The 16,228-nt window shown below is 67.3% G+C and carries 17 protein-coding genes; 14 read left to right on the forward strand and 3 right to left on the reverse strand.

Going from position 1 to position 16,228, the window contains the following annotated elements:
- Positions 1-160 precede the first annotated feature (160 nt).
- From AB0L53_RS38350 to AB0L53_RS38365, 4 genes are all read left to right on the forward strand, one after another.
- Positions 161-1,597, forward strand: a complete 1,437-nt coding sequence (locus AB0L53_RS38350) for a helix-turn-helix transcriptional regulator (protein ID WP_364004982.1) — start codon at positions 161-163, stop codon at positions 1,595-1,597.
- Complete coding sequence (locus AB0L53_RS38355) at positions 1,594-2,130, forward strand: NUDIX hydrolase (RefSeq protein ID WP_364004985.1); 537 nt, start codon at positions 1,594-1,596, stop codon at positions 2,128-2,130. The genes AB0L53_RS38350 and AB0L53_RS38355 overlap by 4 nt, the downstream gene beginning before the upstream one ends.
- Positions 2,127-2,417, forward strand: a complete 291-nt coding sequence (locus AB0L53_RS38360) for a DUF6247 family protein (RefSeq protein ID WP_364004988.1) — start codon at positions 2,127-2,129, stop codon at positions 2,415-2,417. Before AB0L53_RS38355 ends, AB0L53_RS38360 begins: the two co-directional genes overlap by 4 nt.
- A gap of 258 nt (positions 2,418-2,675) precedes the next feature.
- A complete protein-coding gene (locus AB0L53_RS38365) occupies positions 2,676-3,167 on the forward strand; it encodes a hypothetical protein (RefSeq protein WP_364004991.1) in 492 nt (163 codons plus the stop codon).
- A 133-nt stretch (positions 3,168-3,300) separates the two neighbouring features.
- Here the strand turns inward: AB0L53_RS38365 and AB0L53_RS38370 are convergent, their stop codons facing one another.
- Complete coding sequence (locus tag AB0L53_RS38370) at positions 3,301-4,566, reverse strand: ATP-binding protein (protein ID WP_364004995.1); 1,266 nt, start codon at positions 4,564-4,566, stop codon at positions 3,301-3,303.
- Between the two features lie 271 nt (positions 4,567-4,837).
- On the opposite strand from AB0L53_RS38370, the gene AB0L53_RS38375 reads away from it, so the two are divergent.
- Entirely contained in the window at positions 4,838-5,245 is a 408-nt protein-coding gene (locus tag AB0L53_RS38375) for a RidA family protein (RefSeq protein ID WP_364004998.1), read from the forward strand.
- 29 nt (positions 5,246-5,274) lie between these two features.
- A complete protein-coding gene (locus AB0L53_RS38380) occupies positions 5,275-5,631 on the forward strand; it encodes a hypothetical protein (protein ID WP_364005207.1) in 357 nt (118 codons plus the stop codon).
- Between the two features lie 26 nt (positions 5,632-5,657).
- Here AB0L53_RS38380 and AB0L53_RS38385 read toward each other — a convergent pair whose 3' ends face one another.
- Complete coding sequence (locus AB0L53_RS38385; protein ID WP_358179341.1) at positions 5,658-6,644, reverse strand: EamA family transporter; 987 nt, start codon at positions 6,642-6,644, stop codon at positions 5,658-5,660.
- Between the two features lie 71 nt (positions 6,645-6,715).
- Between AB0L53_RS38385 and AB0L53_RS38390 the strand changes: the two genes are divergently transcribed.
- Both AB0L53_RS38390 and AB0L53_RS38395 read left to right on the forward strand, forming a co-directional pair.
- Positions 6,716-7,927 (forward strand): CBS domain-containing protein, encoded by a 1,212-nt coding sequence (locus AB0L53_RS38390; RefSeq protein WP_364005003.1) that lies wholly within the window; start codon positions 6,716-6,718, stop codon positions 7,925-7,927.
- Positions 7,917-8,405: a DUF1003 domain-containing protein gene (locus AB0L53_RS38395; protein WP_364005006.1), complete on the forward strand. Its 489-nt coding sequence runs from the start codon at positions 7,917-7,919 to the stop codon at positions 8,403-8,405. The genes AB0L53_RS38390 and AB0L53_RS38395 overlap by 11 nt, the downstream gene beginning before the upstream one ends.
- A gap of 13 nt (positions 8,406-8,418) precedes the next feature.
- Here AB0L53_RS38395 and AB0L53_RS38400 read toward each other — a convergent pair whose 3' ends face one another.
- On the reverse strand, positions 8,419-8,922 hold the full coding sequence (locus AB0L53_RS38400; protein WP_364005009.1) for a MarR family transcriptional regulator: 504 nt from the start codon (positions 8,920-8,922) through the stop codon (positions 8,419-8,421).
- Between the two features lie 158 nt (positions 8,923-9,080).
- Between AB0L53_RS38400 and AB0L53_RS38405 the strand changes: the two genes are divergently transcribed.
- From AB0L53_RS38405 to AB0L53_RS38430, 6 genes are all read left to right on the forward strand, one after another.
- Positions 9,081-10,217, forward strand: a complete 1,137-nt coding sequence (locus AB0L53_RS38405) for an Mrp/NBP35 family ATP-binding protein (protein WP_364005012.1) — start codon at positions 9,081-9,083, stop codon at positions 10,215-10,217.
- A 105-nt stretch (positions 10,218-10,322) separates the two neighbouring features.
- Entirely contained in the window at positions 10,323-10,808 is a 486-nt protein-coding gene (locus AB0L53_RS38410) for a SigE family RNA polymerase sigma factor (protein ID WP_357944289.1), read from the forward strand.
- Positions 10,805-11,983: a hypothetical protein gene (locus AB0L53_RS38415; protein WP_364005016.1), complete on the forward strand. Its 1,179-nt coding sequence runs from the start codon at positions 10,805-10,807 to the stop codon at positions 11,981-11,983. Before AB0L53_RS38410 ends, AB0L53_RS38415 begins: the two co-directional genes overlap by 4 nt.
- Before the next feature lie 163 nt (positions 11,984-12,146).
- Complete coding sequence (locus AB0L53_RS38420; RefSeq protein WP_364005019.1) at positions 12,147-13,079, forward strand: sulfotransferase domain-containing protein; 933 nt, start codon at positions 12,147-12,149, stop codon at positions 13,077-13,079.
- Positions 13,080-13,100: 21 nt separating this feature from the next.
- On the forward strand, positions 13,101-14,315 hold the full coding sequence (locus AB0L53_RS38425) for a peptidogalycan biosysnthesis protein (protein ID WP_364005022.1): 1,215 nt from the start codon (positions 13,101-13,103) through the stop codon (positions 14,313-14,315).
- Between the two features lie 51 nt (positions 14,316-14,366).
- Entirely contained in the window at positions 14,367-16,211 is a 1,845-nt protein-coding gene (locus tag AB0L53_RS38430; RefSeq protein WP_364005025.1) for an AMP-binding protein, read from the forward strand.
- Positions 16,212-16,228 lie beyond the last annotated feature (17 nt).

Consider the following 16,228-nt stretch of genomic DNA (forward strand, 5'->3'; position numbering starts at 1 on the left):
CCCGTGGGGTGCTCTCACGGTGACTGGCATGCCATGGTGCCGCCATGATCAATGACGCATATCAGCATGCGCTCGGCGCATATCTGGATTCGGAGAGTGAGCACGTGGTTTCATTCGACGAGCTAGGGATTCTCCCTCCCGGATGTGACGGTGAGCCCACATGGCGGATGCCCCCGCGCGCTATTGCGTATGCGAAACCCGACTCGCGCGGGACAACACCAGCGGCCGGTGCGCGGCCTGCACTGCCAGCGCGCGCGGCACGGCCGGTGCGCTCGGAGGGCCGCCGAAAGTGCCGCCGGAATTCTGGGATCATCCCGACATACGCACCGCGCTCGGCCAGTGGCACATGGGCCGCGTGATCGCCGCCTACCGCAACCACCCGTACCACGGCCGCCCACTACGGCAGGAGGCCGTCGGCGCGTGGGTGGGAGTCACCCAGCCCCAGTTGAGCCGCATCGAAAACGGCCCCGCCGTGAGCGATCTCGGCAAGCTGATTCAGTGGGCGCGACTGCTCGACATCCCACCCGGCCTGTTGTGGTTTCAGGTGCCTCGGCAACGCACTCTCCCACCACCGCACCCGGCCCCCGCGCCGCCACCGCCTCCGGTTCCGGTCGCTATGGACGCCATTCCCTCGACCAGGTGCGCCGGTGGTGATGCGGCGGTGATGCAGGCGTGGCGAGCGGTGGATGCACAGATCGGCGGCGCGCACCTCTACGCCACCGTGACGGCTTACTTGCACGCCAACATGGCCCCGCGGCTGTTCGGCGGGGGTCGTGACAGCGATGGCCCGGCGGTTTTCACCGCTGCCGCCGCGCTCACTGAAATGGCGGGATGGATGGCCCACGACGCCGGACACGACGACCAGGCACGGCGGCATTTCAGCCGGGCTCAGGACCTGTCCAGCGTCGGAAACGACCGGCATTTGGGCGTTCACGTGCTGGCAAGCCTCGCGCATCTGGCCCACCACCAGGCCCAACCTGATGAGGCCATCGGCTACGCCCACGAAGGACAACGGGCGCTCGCGTCCGCGCCGCGTCATCCCGAGTTGGCCGCGCGGGTGCTGGCGATGCAGGCCCGAGGCCACGCTACCCTGGGGCACCCGCGTGAAACGCTTACCCTGCTGCACCGCGCCGAGGAGGCCCTACAGGGCACCCACGACGTGGAGCCCTCAGCGTGGGTGAGCCCGTTTGACGCGGGGTCACTGGCCAGCGAGGCTGCCCGCTGCATGCGGCAGCTCGGAGATCTTCCCGCAGCCCAACACCACGCCCAACGCATCCTCGAACTCCGGCCGGCAACTTGCCACACCCGCAGCCGAGCGTTCGGGCACCTCATCCTGGCCACGATCATGATCGAACGGGGCGAGCTAGAGCAGGGGTGCAGCATCGCCGCCGATGTCCTCCACTCCACGCAATCGCTAGGCTCACACTTGGTGATTCAACAGCTCCGCGACCTCCGCGCCCTGCTCCAACCGCACCGGGCCAGCGCCCCGGCGCGGAACTTTCTGGAGTCCTTGGCCGAGGCGCTGCTGCAACGGCTGTGGTTGTATCAATGGCTGACCACCGACACGCAGCCCCGGACCGGCCCGATGACACCATGACTGATCCCACTGCTCAGCCGCTCTACCAGCGCGACCCGGCCGCGTGGCGGGCGCACCTAGCCGAAGGCAATGCCCGGCAAGCCCGCAAGCGCGTAGGTGTCGACGCCCTCATCCGCGACCACCACGGCCGTGTCCTGCTAGTAGACCCCACATACAAACCCAACTGGGATATGCCCGGCGGGATGGCCGAAGCCAACGAACCCCCGATAGACGCGCTACAGCGAGAACTCGCCGAAGAACTCGGCCTCCAACTCCCCGAGGGTATGGCGTTGGTGTGCCTCGATTGGGTCGCGCCACACGGCCCCTGGGACGACTCACTCATGCTCATTTTCGACGCCGGCACCCTCACCGCACAGCAGACCGCCGCCCTGCACCTGGCCGACACCGAACTCGGCGCATTCGAGTTCTGCACCCCACAGCAGGCACAACAACGGCTCCGCTCCTACGTCTGGGCACGCCTACACGCAGCCATCGCCGCCGCCGACACCGGCCGAACCGCCTACCTCCACAACGGAAACCCATTGCGGGCATGACCACTGAACCGCTGCACGAGATCGGGGATGACCCTGCGGAGATCTTGCGTCTCCTGCCGAAGAGGTGGCACGAGCAGTTCCTCAGCGACTATCGCACTGCCTTGGACGCGGCCCACGAAATGTGGCACTTCAAGCAGCTTCAAGAGCTCCTGCGTGTCTGGCGGTCGCATGCGATCGCGGTCTCCAACCCTGATTTCGACCACGCCGAACGGGCGGTGCGTGAGGGACGGACCGACGAGTTCGTTTCGATGGACATGGCGTTCCCGGGCTGGGCCGACCCTCGGTGAGGGACGCATGTAACCGCGGTCCAATGGGGATTGCGTGGGCGTTCTGCTGGAGCATGCCGAGGCAGTCGAGCCCTCGCACAGAGGTGCGCAAGGGCGCGTGAACACCCGGAATGAGGGAGGTGTGGCGTGCGGGCGACGACACCTTGATCTCAGGCGTCTCCGGCGAATGGCGGGACGCGAGCGGCGTGCCGTATGGTCAGTTGATCTTCTGCTTGCCCCAGCGCGCGTCGCCACTGAAATACCACAAGGGGTCATCTCGTGGGTGTTACAGCAACCTTCCGAAGTGTCACTGAACAGCAGATGGCCCGCGCCAGGCAGGACGCGTCATACGCCGCGCAGCTCCTGGACGAGGTTCCAGAGGGCGACGAGACTCCGCTCGACTCGAAGCTGAGCGTCCAGCGCCGCAGCTTCTATATCGAGCATTTCTCATTGAACCTGTGGGACAGCTTGATCGAGGACGCTCCGGTGAACGTGTTCATAGGAGAGGACTATCTCGACCTGAGCTGGGACGACGAGGACGAAGGCCTTGAAGACGACGACGAAGACGAGGAGGAGGATCGCGACCGGGCCATGGAGCTCGATTCGGGTCTCATCTTCGAGTTGGCTGGCTGGCTGCGGAGCATTCGGTTCGAGGAGGTTTACGAGGGACCAGATGACTACGGGTTCATCAAAAGGGACTTCGAGGATTTCCGCACGTTCATCCTCGCGGTCGCCGAACGAGGCGAAGGCGCACTGTTCCACTTCGCGTAGCGCAAATCGCTAACGCTTGATCACTCTGGTGCACCGCCGAGCAAGAGCTGCACCCTGCTGGAATTCCTTCGGTGCCGCCGAAGTCGGTCAGGGGTTCCATGTTTCCGCGCCGACACGCCGGAAGGCTGAGCACTCACGATTGGCTTGTGCTGCCGAGCATCCACAGCGATGACATAGGCAAGGCTCTCAGCCTCTCACCGAACGACAAGCTCTGTTCGCCGGTGTACAGGACGAATCCCGCCCGAAACCGCGCTCCGAGCCGGTCGGCCAAGTGGCGCAGTCCTCTGAAGTCATCACCGCGCACGGTTTCCGCAGCTTTGACCTCCAGGCCGATCACTTCGCCGGAAGCGTGCTCCAGGACCATGTCCACCTCGACCTGGTCGCGGTTCCGGTAGTGGAACAGCTGGACTGATTCGTTGGCCCAGGCGAGCTGACGGGCTACCTCGCCGATCGCGAAATTCTCAAGCAGCGGGCCAATGGGCGCCGTGACATCCCTGGCGCGCTCAGGCGACATGCCGATGAGCCGGCCGCCGAGCCCGCTGTCTGTGACGATCAGTTTGGGCGTAGCGATGGCCCGGCTGGTGAGGTTCGACGACCAGGCCGGTATGCGCTTGATGACAAAGATCAATTCCAAGAGATCCAGATAGCGCGAGAGCGTCACCCTGGGAAGCCCTACGTCGCCGGCGATCGACTGGACCACGGCCAACCCGCCCATCCGGGCCCCGATGGCGCTGAGCAGCCTGCGCATCTCCGCTGGACGTTTGATGTCGGAGATCTGGCGCACATCACGGGTGACCAGGTCAGTGATGTAGGAATCGAAGAACCTGTTGCGCCCGCGTCCGGGATCCCGCCGGACCGCCTCCGGGTAGCCGCCGCGCAGTGCCCGGTCCACGTAGTCAGGCTTTCGGAGTGGGGAGGGGTTCATGGCGACGTCGGCGCCATGTGTGAAGACATGGTCCACGAATCCGTCCGGAGCGCCGTCGATCTCTCCTTGGGACAGTGGCCACAACTCGATGGTCTCCGTCCTACCGGGCAGAGCGTCCGGGAGATCACGTAGGCCCAGTAGACGCGCGGAACCGGTGAGTAGAAAACGGCCCGCACGTGGATGCCGATCGACCGCGTGTTTGATCGGCAGGAGTAGCTGCGGGGTGCGCTGGATCTCGTCGATCATCAGAAGTCCGTCGTGCTGGATGAAGGCGACGGGATCCTCCTCGGCTGCGGCCAGGATCGCTGGATCGTCCAGGTAGAGCTGGCGGGCATTGTCCGCCCGCGCGGCGATCAAGCTCGCCAGCGTGCTCTTGCCCACTTGCCGAGCGCCGTTCACGACGACGACTCGCGTGTCCGCCAACGCTTCGAGTGCCATGGCCTCGGCGCGTCGCGGGAACAGAGACGGATCCATCACGTGACGCACGTTACCGCAGTTGAATGTGGTTGTGTGGGCGTTCTGCCGCCAAGTGCGTGGGCGTTCTGCCGGAGGTTACGTGGGCGTTCTGCCGCCAAGTGCGTGGGCGTTCTGCCGAAGGGTCCGTGGGCTCCCTGAGCGAGGTGGCGGCTCGCCCCACCGGCATTCAACCCCAGTCGGGCGGGAGGCGGGAGTGCCCTTCGGGACCTTCGCGAGGCCTGAGACAAACCAGATGATCCGCCGACCCCGGAGCCGCCACAATCTCCGCATGACGATAACCCGCATGAACCCCGACGGACTGCACAAGACTCCCGGCTACAGCCACGTCACCGTGGTCGAGGCCGGGCGGACAGCGTTCCTGGCCGGACAGTGTCCGCTGGATGAGACCGGCGCCCTGGTCGGCGACGGAGATCTGGACGCCCAGGTGGACCAGATCGTCGCCAACGCCATGACCGCGCTCGCGGCCGTGAACGCACGACCGGAGCAGGTGGTCCGCTCGGTCATCTATGTGGTGGTGAGCCAGGACACCACCGCGCTCGGCGGAGTATGGCAGCGTCTGCTCGACTCACCCCTCGCCGCCGCCTTCACCACCGCGAGCACGCTGCTGGGGGTTGCCCGGCTCGGTTTCGCCGGTCAACTCGTCGAACTCGACCTGACCGCCGCCCTCGGCGCTTGAACCCCCGGTACAGTCGAGGCGTGAGCGACATGTCAGCGGCCATCGAAGAGGGCGCGAAGAAGTCCGGCGTCCTCTGGCTCACCCTCGACCGCCCGCGCCTGGCCTGGCATGCCTGGCACGAAGGTGCCATCTACCTCGTCACGGGCGGCGGCGAGCAGCAGTTGCCGGGCATCGAGGGGCTCGACACCGTCCAGGTCATCCTGCGCAGCAAGGACAACGGCGCCAGACTGGCCGACTTCGAGGCCGAGATCCGGGTGGTGGACCAGGCGGCGGAGCCCGAGGCCGTCGCCGCGCTGGCCAAGGAGCGGCTCAACGCGCCCGACAGCGAGCACCTGACCGACCGCTGGGCGCGCGAGTCGACCGTACTGAAGCTCACCCGCCGCTAACGCTCGCACGGCACTAAAACCAAAGCTCACACCACGCCGACCGGCTGCTCAAGGTCGTCCGGGCTGGGCTTCGTACTCGGTTCCGGTCGTTGTTCGGTGGCGGTTTGGGCGAGGAGGGCGCCGGTGAGGACGATCAGGCCGCCCACGATCTGGAACACGCCCAGCGTCTCCCCCACCAGCGCCCACGCCACCACCGCGCCGCCGATGACCTCCAGTGAGGCCACCGTGGCGCCCACCGCCGCCGTCAGTCGGCGGACCGCGTTCACGCCCAGGATGTACGCGACGACCGTGGCGATCAGGACCATCCACAGGTACGCCCCGAGCACCGGCAACGTGTGCGCGCCCGCCGAGGGGGTGACGGTACGGGTGAAGGCGTCCCACGGGATGTTCCACGGGCGGGCGAAGGGCACCAGGATCACGGCCGACCCGATCAGGCCCCAGCCGATCAGGCCGAGGGGGTCGACGTCGTCGCCGAAGCTGTCGCTCATCAGGAAGTAGCCCGCGCAGCAGGCTCCGGCGAGCAGGCCGAGGAGCAGGCCCAGGGCGTCGAGTCGCAGGCCCTGCCAGGCCTCCACGACGATCGCTAGGCCGGCCACGGCGGTTATGGCGCCGACGAAGGCCGCGCGGGCCAGCCGTACCCGGCGGACGAAACGTACCCAGAGCACCACCATCACCGGCGCCATGAACTCCAGCAGCAACGCGATCCCCACCGGCAACCGCGTGATGGCCACGAAGTACAGTGACTGAACCGCGGCCACCGCCACGATCGCGTACATGGCGAAGAACGGCAGCCGCGACCGCGGGATCCGCAGGGCACGCGGCTTGACCAGGGCCAATACGACGACCATGAGCACGCCGGCGCCCGCCATGCGCGTCCAGACCGCCTCGATCGGGGCCAGTCCGGCGGCGATCAGGTACTTGGCCATCGGGCCCGAGAACGCGAAACAGCACGAGGACACGAAAGCCAGCGCGAGCCCTGGGTACTTCACGATCAACCCCAACTTCGTAATCACCGTAATATAGGTTTGATACTGACACGTCAGGCGTCCGGAGCGCAATGGAGGGGCACTGTTAGCCTGCTGACGTGAAGATCTTCGTGGCCCGCCTGGCGGGGACCCCGGTCTTCGACCCCGCGGGCGATCAGATCGGCCGCATCAGAGATGTCGTGGTCGGGCCGCACGACGGCAATCCGCCGAGCGTGCATGGCATGGTGGTCGAGATCCAGCCGCGGCGCCGGGTCTTCCTGCCCATCACCAGGGTGCGCGGCATCGAAGCGGGCGCGGTGGTCTTCACGGGCCGGCTGAACATGCGCAGGTTCGAGCAGCGCGACACCGAGACGCTGGTCATCGCCCAGATGCTCGACCTCACCGTGCGGCTCGACGGCGAGCCGGTCACCGTCTACGACGTGGCGATGGAGGAGACCAAGCCGTCGTTCTGGCAGATCACCAAGGTGGCCGTCTACCGGGGCCGGCGGCGGCGGGAGACGAGGATCGTCGACTGGAGCGAGGTGTCAGGGTTCGGTGCCCTGCAGAAGGACCAGGGAGCCGCCGGGCTGATCGCCGCTTTCGAGTCGATGCGGGCAGCCGACCTGGCCAGTGCCCTGCACGACCTGCCGGACAAGCGCCGGATCGAGATCGCCCGCGCCCTGGACGACGACCGGCTCGCCGACACCCTGCAGGAGCTGCCGCCCAACGACCAGATCGCCATCCTGCGGTCACTGGAGGTGGAGCGGGCGGCCGACGTACTGGAGGCGATGGACCCCGACGACGCCGCCGACCTGCTGCACGACCTGCCCAGCGAGCAGGCCACCCAGCTGCTCGCGCTGATGGAGCCCCAGGAGGCGGCGCCCGTACGGCGGCTGCTCACCTACGCCGACGACACCGCGGGCGGCATGATGACCAGCGAGCCGGTGATCCTGCCGCCCACGGCCTCGGTCGCCGAGGCGCTGGCCCACATGCGGCAGAAGGATCTGGCGCCCGCCGTCGCGGCGCAGGTTTACGTGACCAGGCCGCCCACCGAGACGCCGACGGGCGCCTACCTGGGGATGGCCCACTTCCAGCGGCTGCTGCGCGAACCGCCCTCCACGCTGCTCGGTTCGGCCATCGACCCTTCGGTCGACCCGATCAGGCCGGAGCTGACCGTGCACGAGGTCGCCTCCTACCTGGCGAACTACAACCTGCTGGCGGCGCCGGTCGTGAATGAGCTGGGCAGGCTCGTCGGCGCGGTGACGGTCGACGACGTACTCGACCACATGCTTCCCAAGGACTGGCGCGAGAGGGCACACCGTGACGACTGAACGCCTCGACCAGCCACGCGCGCTGCGCCGCTCGCTGCGCCCGCACTACGACCCCGAGGCGTTCGGCCGCCTGTCGGAGCAGATCGCCCGTTTCCTCGGTACGGCCAGGTTCCTCGTCTACATGACGGCCTTCGTCGCGGTCTGGGTGACCTGGAACGTCCTGGCGCCCGCCGACCTACGGTTCGACCCCTATCCGTTCATCTTCCTCACGCTCATCCTGTCCCTGCAGGCGTCGTACGCCGCGCCGCTGATCCTGCTGGCCCAGAACCGGCAGGACGACAGGGACCGCGTCCAGTACGAGCAGGACCGGGCGGCGGCCGACCGCAACCAGGCCGACGTCGAATATCTGACCCGCGAGATCGCCGGGCTGCGGCTGGCGATCAGCGAGGTGGCCACCCGGGACTATCTCCGCTCGGAGCTGCAGCGACTGGCGGAGGAGCTCAACTCAAGGAACGGCAGTGAGCGCGGCGGCGCCTAAGGATCGACAGCGCTTAGGGAGCGGCGGTGATGGGCAGTTTGGCGAGCATCTCGCGGACCAGGCGGATCTCGCCGGGCCCCAGCAGGTCGAGGAACTCGGATCTGATTCCGCGCAGGTAAGTGGGGGTGGCCTCGGTCAGCCGGGCCACGCCGCGGTCCGTCAGCACCGCGAACAGCCCCCGCGCGTCGCTCGCGCATGCCTCGCGCGCCACCAGGCCGTCACGCTGGAGCCGGTCGATGAGCCTGGTCAGGCCGCTGCGGGAGAGCAGCACCCGACCGGCCAGGTCGTTCATCCGCAGTCGCCGGTCCGGTGCCTCGGCCAGCTGCGTCAGCACGTCATAGGAGGCCAGCGGCAAGCCGTGGGCCACGAGCAGCTCGGCCTCCAGATGGCGGGTGATGTGGACCTGGGCTCGCTGCAGCATCCGCCAGACCGCCAGCTCCTCGGCGGTGAGGCCGGTGGGGCCGGTGGGGCCGGTGGAGCGGTCGGTGGTGAGGCCCTCGTCGCGCAGAAGAGTCACGGAGTAACCTTAGAACGTTGCACGGACACCTAAACAGCGCGGATTATCCGCACGGGGTCCCTGGTTCATACGATGGAGGGGCATCCTCACCGGCGTGCAGCGCCAGGTCACACATATACGACTAAGGAGGGACGGCACTCCCTCGTGCCGAGACTTAGATGGCACCAACACAGGAACTGGTGACGGCCGCTCTCGCCACCGTCATCGACCCCGAGATCCGTCGCCCGATCACCGATCTCGGAATGGTCAAGAGCATCGACATCCGTGCCGACGGTGTCGTTCGCGTGGGTGTCTACCTCACCGTGGCCGGATGTCCGATGAAGGACACGATCCGCCGCGACGTCGCCACTTCGGTGACCAAACTCGAGGGTGTCACGGGCGTCGAGATCGAGCTCGACGTGATGAGCACCGAGCAGCGCAAGAAGCTCCAGACCACGTTGCGCGGCGATCGGGGCCCCGAGAAGGAGATCCCCTTCAACCAGCCGGGCTCGCTGACCCGCGTCTTCGCGGTGGCCAGCGGCAAGGGCGGGGTCGGCAAGTCGTCCGTCACCGTCAACTTGGCCGCCTCCATGGCCGCCAATGGGCTCAAGGTCGGCATCGTCGACGCCGACATCTACGGGCACAGCGTCCCGCGCATGCTCGGCGCCTCGGACCGCCCCACCAAGGTCGAAGACATGATCATGCCGCCGGTGGCGCATGACATCAAGGTCATCTCGGTGGGCATGTTCAAGCCGGAGGGCAACAGCGCGGTGGTCTGGCGCGGGCCGATGCTCGACCGCGCGCTCCACCAGTTCCTCGCCGACGTCTACTGGGGCGACCTCGACGTCCTGCTGCTCGACCTGCCGCCGGGCACCGGTGACATCGCCATCTCGGTGGCGCAGCGGCTGCCGTCGGCCGAGCTTCTCGTCGTCACCACCCCGCAGATGGCCGCCGCCGAGGTGGCCGAGCGGGCGGGCTCGATCGCCGCGCAGACGCACCAGCAGATCGCCGGCGTCATCGAGAACATGGCCTGGCTGCCGTGCCCGCACTGCGACGAGCGCATCTCGGTCTTCGGCGAGGGTGGCGGCCAGACGGTGGCCGACGCTCTGACCCGGACGCTGGGGACTCGGGTGCCCCTTCTGGGCCAGGTACCCATCGACCTGCGCCTCCGCGAGGGCGGGGACGAGGGCAAGCCGCTGGTCCTGACGGACCCCGATTCTCCGGCCGCGGCCGAGCTCCGCACGATCGCCGCCGGGCTGAGCAAGCGTTCCAGCAGTCTGAAGGGCCTCCAGTTGGGCTTGTCCCCCAACCGCTGACGTCCAACGTCCGAAGGGGCCCGCTCCTCAGAGTGGGCCCCTTCAAGCAACTGCTGATTTCGTAGAAGCCCCAACCGTTCATCCCCTCTCGGGCGTCTTGTCTATATGACGGATTCCGAGGCGTTCGAGGCCTTCGTCGCCGCCTGGCACCCGCGGCTGCTGCGTGCCGCCATCCTCATCAGCGGTGACAGGCATCTGGCCGAGGACGTACTCCAGGATGCCCTGATCAAACTGGCGCGCCGCTGGTCGAAAGTACATACCGACCCGGTCAATTACGTGCGTACGACCCTGTACAGGGACGTGGCGTCCACGTGGCGGCGGCGACGGGAATTCGCCTACGGAGAGCCGCCCGAGCAGGCGGATCACGACACCTCGGAAGCGTCGGACCTGAAGGTGGTGTTCGCCCGCGCGCTGGCCAGGCTGCCGGTGAAGCAGCGGGCGGTGCTGGTGCTGCGCTTCTACGAGGACCTGCCGGTCGGGGAGGTCGCCGCGATCCTCCGGGTCTCGTCCGGGACGGTCAAGAGCCAGACGCACGCGGCCCTGAAGCGGTTACGCGAGGTCGCTCCCGAGCTGGAAGAGGTGTTGATATGACCGACCAGGGGCTGCGGGAGCTCTTCAATGATCTCGCCGAGACTCTGCCTGAGGGGTCGTCCCGCGCGGGCGAGCTGTGGCGGCAGGGCACGCGGAGCCGTACTCGCCGCCGGTGGACGGTGCTCGCGGCGGCCGCGACGGTCACTGTTCTCGTCGTGGTGGGGGTCGTCGTGTCCCCGGAGCCGGTCGAACGCGGCGTCACCGTGTATCCCAGCGTCACGCCCACACCCACGGCCACGATCCCGCCGGCTCCCCCCATGGACACAGCGCCGCCGCCCAGCGGTGAGGCGGGGCTGCCCACGCTGGCGACCGGGCTACCGGAGAGGTGGGCCGACATCCCCGTCACGACCACCGTTTCCGGACCGGTCCTCGCGCTGGCCGAGTTCGGCGACGGGCGGATCTACATCATGAAATCCGGCGGCCGGATCCCTCTCGATGTGAAGCTGGGCGATTCCGTGGACTCGGCCGGCAACGGCGGGACGCCGTTGAAGCCCAACTCGCTCGCCCCCGACGGGACGATGGCCGCCTTCCCGCAGAAGGACGAGGTGGTGGTCGTCGACCTCGTGATCGGCCAGGCCAGGCGCTACCCGGTGCCGGGGTTCAACGAGATGGTGCTCTGGCGCGGCGAGCAACTCCTCGTCGAGCAGGAGGAGGCGAACTACCTGCTCGACTTGGCCACGGGGAAGGTGCGGCGGCAGCCGTACAAAGGATTCACGGGTGTCGCGGGCTACCGCGACCTCAGGATCGTCTCGCCCGCCAAAGGCGGCTGGACGGTCATCCAGGAGGGCGGGTCGGAGGTGGCGCTGAACGTCCGGGACATCACCGACAAGGGCAGCATGCCCGTGGGCGTCCTGGGCAACCACGGATGGCAGCGCGGCGGCCTCGTCGCCAGGTCCGCGTTCGCCGACCACGACCGGGCGAAGGAAGCCGACGTGGTCGTCGTGGCCGACATCGCCACGGGACGGGTGGTCAGGACGCTGCTCCTGTCCTGGGGTGAGTCTCCCGACATGAGGTGTGGGAAGGGCGGGTGCCCCGTGCGCGGCTGGACCGGCCAGGACACCGTGATCGTCGAGAGCGGGGACAGGCTGCTCGGCTGGAACATCAACACCGGCGCCCTGTCACGCGTCGCCGACCTGCCCAAGAGTGTGACCGCCTATTCCCTGCGCAGCGGGTGAGCCGTCAGATAAATAACACACGTCTTACCAGGGGATTTGCTGTGAATGGAATTCCCCTGCAGCCAGATCGGAAATGTCATCAATTTGCGCATTATTATCACTGAATGCACACAGGCAATCACATACCTTCCTTAACTCCCATAATGTGATTAAACTCACGTTGATGACGACGCATCCAGTCCGTTACCTCACACCGATGGAAGACAGCTCCCGGTGGGACGCGTTCGAATTCCGGCCCGGCGATATTGTCATTAATTCGCCGGCGAAATGCGGCACCACCTGGACCCAGACGATCTGCGCGCTCCTGATTTTCCAGACGCCCCAGCTACCCGGGCCACTGTCGAGCCTCTCGCCGTGGATCGACATGCTCGTGCGTCCGAAACAGGAGGTTTGGGACAACCTGGCCGCGCAGCAACACCGCCGTTTCATCAAAACCCACATTCCGCTCGACGGCATCCCGGTCGACCCGCAGGTCACCTACATCACGGTGGGGCGGGACCCGCGCGATGTCGCCATCTCCCTGCGCAGCCACGGCAAGAATCTCAAGCGTGACGTGATTCGTCGATTGATCCATCAGGCCGCCCACTCCGGAAACGCGGCGGCTGAAGTCCAGATCGACGATCATGACGAGAGGGACTTCCTCGACGAACGAGAGTACTTATTACGCTGGGTGGACAACGACGACTCGCCGTACGACAATCTCGACTCGCTGCGTGCGCTGATCTGGACGCAGAGCCGCGCATGGGTTCGCCGCGCGGAGCCGAATGTCATTCTGCTGCACTACGCCGACCTCTCCAACGATCTCGCCGGTCAGATGCGACGACTCGCCGAACGGCTCGGCATCGAGATCGACGAGCGCAAGTGGCCGGAACTGGTCGAGGCCGCCACGTTCCAGCAGATGCGCAATCGCGCGGACGAACTCGCACCCGACGAGCAGCTGGGCTACATCCGCGATCACAAACGCTTTTTCCGCAGTGGCAAGTCGGGCCAATGGCAGCAGTTCCTCACCGATGAGGATCGAGCACACTACGACCGTCGGATAGCCGAGCTCGCGGAGCCAGACCTGCGCGAATGGCTCCATCACGGGGCCAGGTGACGGTATGACTGCCGGGTTTCGATGAAGCATCAGGAAATTCCGGAGAGGTCGCCAGAAGCGGCCGGGCTCGTGACGGTCGAGCGCGTCCCCTCGTTGGATGACGTTGCCGGGTGCGTGTGGGATGACGTCGCTGACCCGCGGGACATGTTCCAGAGTCGTGCGTGGCTGACGGCTCTTGAGCGATCCGGTGACGGGCCCATCATGTACCTGATCGCCCGACAATCTGGGCATCCGCGAATCGTCGGTGCCCTTCCCCTCTATGACTCGCTCCCCAGCCGTGGTGACTACCTGTACTGGCCGGAGCTCCACTTCCAAGACCTGCTGCACGCCGCGAGTTCGCTCGACGGCCGGCTGGGACTGCTGGCCGGTTCCTGCGCGGGATTCAGTACGCGGCTCATCGTGGACCGCACCCTGCCGACTTCGACCAGGACAATGGTCCTGCACGCACTTCGGGATGCCGCCCGCGCCGTCGCGGTCGAGCGCGGGCTCCCGTACACCTTCTTCTTGTTCCTCGACGCCTCCGCGTGGAAAGACCTCGCTCCGGTCGTCGGCGAGGGAGATCCTCATCGATTGGCGAGCGTCGCGCAGACTGAGTTGGAGCTCCCCGGTGGGGACTTCGAGGATTATCTGGCGACGCTGCCACGGAACACCCGCACCAGCGTCCGCAGGGAGGTCGGGCTCTTCGCCAAGGACTGTGCGGCCGAGACCGTACCTCTCCATGAAGCCATCACGACCATCGCGCCGATGATCGTGAACGTGCGGGCCAAGTACGGGATGGCGTACAGCGTGGAGGCGGTCACGCGACGCCTGTCCGCGTACTCGTCCGCGCTGGGAGACGCCTCGTCGATGGCCGTGCTGTGCCGTGTGCGAGGTCGTCTCGTCGGTGCTGGAGTCATGTGCCGCTGGCATGACCGGCTGTACGTGACGGACTTCGGGCGCCTCGATGACGAGGCGCCGGACCCGTTCGTGTACTTCAACGCGGCGGTCTACGAACCCATCAAGTACGCCTATTCGGTGGGACTGTCGAGGGTCGTCACCGGCGCCGGGGCGGAGCTGGGTAAGGCCCGGCGTGGCTCGACCGTGCTCCCGCTGGTGCACCTGGCGTGGGCGGCGACCGGAGGTGGCCCCAACGGCCAGATCGACACCACGCCGGCGGAGAACCGCAGGCAGCACTGGCGCGAACTACGCAGCGCTCACCCCAGGTACTTTCACTCGGCGTGGGATGAGCTGCTGTGAACGCAACATCGATCCGACGGGCTGGACGTCATGCCCGCGAGGGAGGTTAGCGTGAGCCGAGTGGACGAGCCGGCCGGCCCCGTCCGTTACACGACCAGAACGACAACCAGCACCACATCCAACACCGCGACCAACACCGCGACCAACACCGCCACCAGCACCGCGACCAGCGCTGTCCCGCCGGGGCTTCTCGGACGGGTGCCTCGTGACCTGAGCAGGGTCGCCCTGGTTCACGAAGATCGTGGCATCACCTTCGGCGACGTCGCCGCACTCAGCGAGGACATCAGCGGCGTCGTGCGGGGTCACCACCTGACGCGCCGCGTGGTGGGCGTGCCGGCGGACCGCAGCCCGGAGTTCGTCGCGCGGATCGTGGGGCTCTGGAGCGCGGGGGCCGTCCCGGCGATCCTGGGAGACTGGGGTGCCGAGCGGGTGCGTGGAGCTTTGACGGCCACTGGCGCCGTGGCGGCCTTCGGACCGTCGTCCGCCCCGGCCGGCCTGGAACTGCTGGACGACGGTGTCCCGTCACCCTCGCGCCTCGATGGAGGCGGTGGACTCGATGGGCTCCACGGACTCCATGGGTTCGACGAAGAGGACGAAGAGGACGTGGGAGGAGTCAGTCATATCCTCTTCACGTCCGGCACGACGGGCAGGCCCAAGGGGATCGTCGTCGGACGAGCGGCCTTCGAGGCCGCCAGTGTGGCGTTCTTCAAGGAACTGCCCATGGACGAATCAGATCGGATCGCCTTTCTCAGCAGGCCCGGCCACGATCCGAGCCTGCGGGAGCTGATCGCGCCCTGGCTCACCGGTGCGACGTTGTTCATTCCCGACAGTCGCACGGCCGCGGATCCCCGGCTGCTGGCCGCCTGGCTCTCGAAGCATTCCATCACCGTGCTCCAGGGCTCGCCGGTCCTCCTCCAGCTCATGGCGGGCTCGTCGGGGCTCCCCGTCGACAGCCTGCGGCTGGTCTGCTCGGTGGGGGCCCGGCTCACGGCAGCGGCGCTGCGGTCGACGGCACGGTTCGCCCCACAGGCCACCATCGCCAACTGCTACGGCGCGTCGGAGACGCCGCAGGTCGTGTGCGTGCACCAGGTGCCGCCCGGCAAGGGGGTGGCGAGCGAGGACCCGGTTCCCATCGGGCGCGCGCTCGACCATGCTGTGGTCAAGATCGTGCCCATCGACGCGTCCGACGGCGAGAGTCCGGAAGGCCGACTGCATGTGGAAGCCGCCGCCTGCGCACTCGGCTACACGGACGGAACCCCACTGCTGACTACCGGCCCTAACGGCCGCTGGTACGACACCGGCGACATCGTCCGTCGGCTACCGGACGGCTCGATGTGCTTCGTACGGCGGGCGGACCGGCAGGTCCAGGTCAACGGCACGCGGGTGGAGCTGGACGAGATCGAGGGCGCGGCCGCCCTGGTCGCCGGTGTCGCCGAAGCGGTGGCGACGTTCGTCGAAGACAGCAGCGGAGTCGGATCCGTACGCCTGACCGTCGTACGGAGCTCCACGACGGCGGTCGACAGCGATGAGCTTCGTGCGGCGCTCCGCGCCCACCTGGACCCCGCGGTCGTGCCCTCGAGCATCGAGGTGCGCGACTCATCGCCGGACGAACCGGCGGTCGTGGACGCCGCACAGGCTGAGGACCCGGCGGCGACGCTGTGGGAGGTGCTCCACGAGAGCGCGCGGTCCGCTCTCGGCCAAGGCCGGAGCGACGGCCGGATCGACCCTGACGACGGCTTCTTCGAGGCCGGCTTCACCTCGATGTCCCTCATGCGGTTCGTGTCGGAGGTCTCCGTACAGCTCGGAACGGAGATCTCTCCCCTGCTGGTCTTTCGCTATCCCACCCTGAATGCCTTTGCCAACTACCTGCGGGAGAACCTGGACGACGTGTCCTGACCCCGCGACGGCTCGCT

Source organism: Nonomuraea sp. NPDC052129 (assembly GCF_040680095.1).
Taxonomy (GTDB): domain Bacteria; phylum Actinomycetota; class Actinomycetes; order Streptosporangiales; family Streptosporangiaceae; genus Nonomuraea.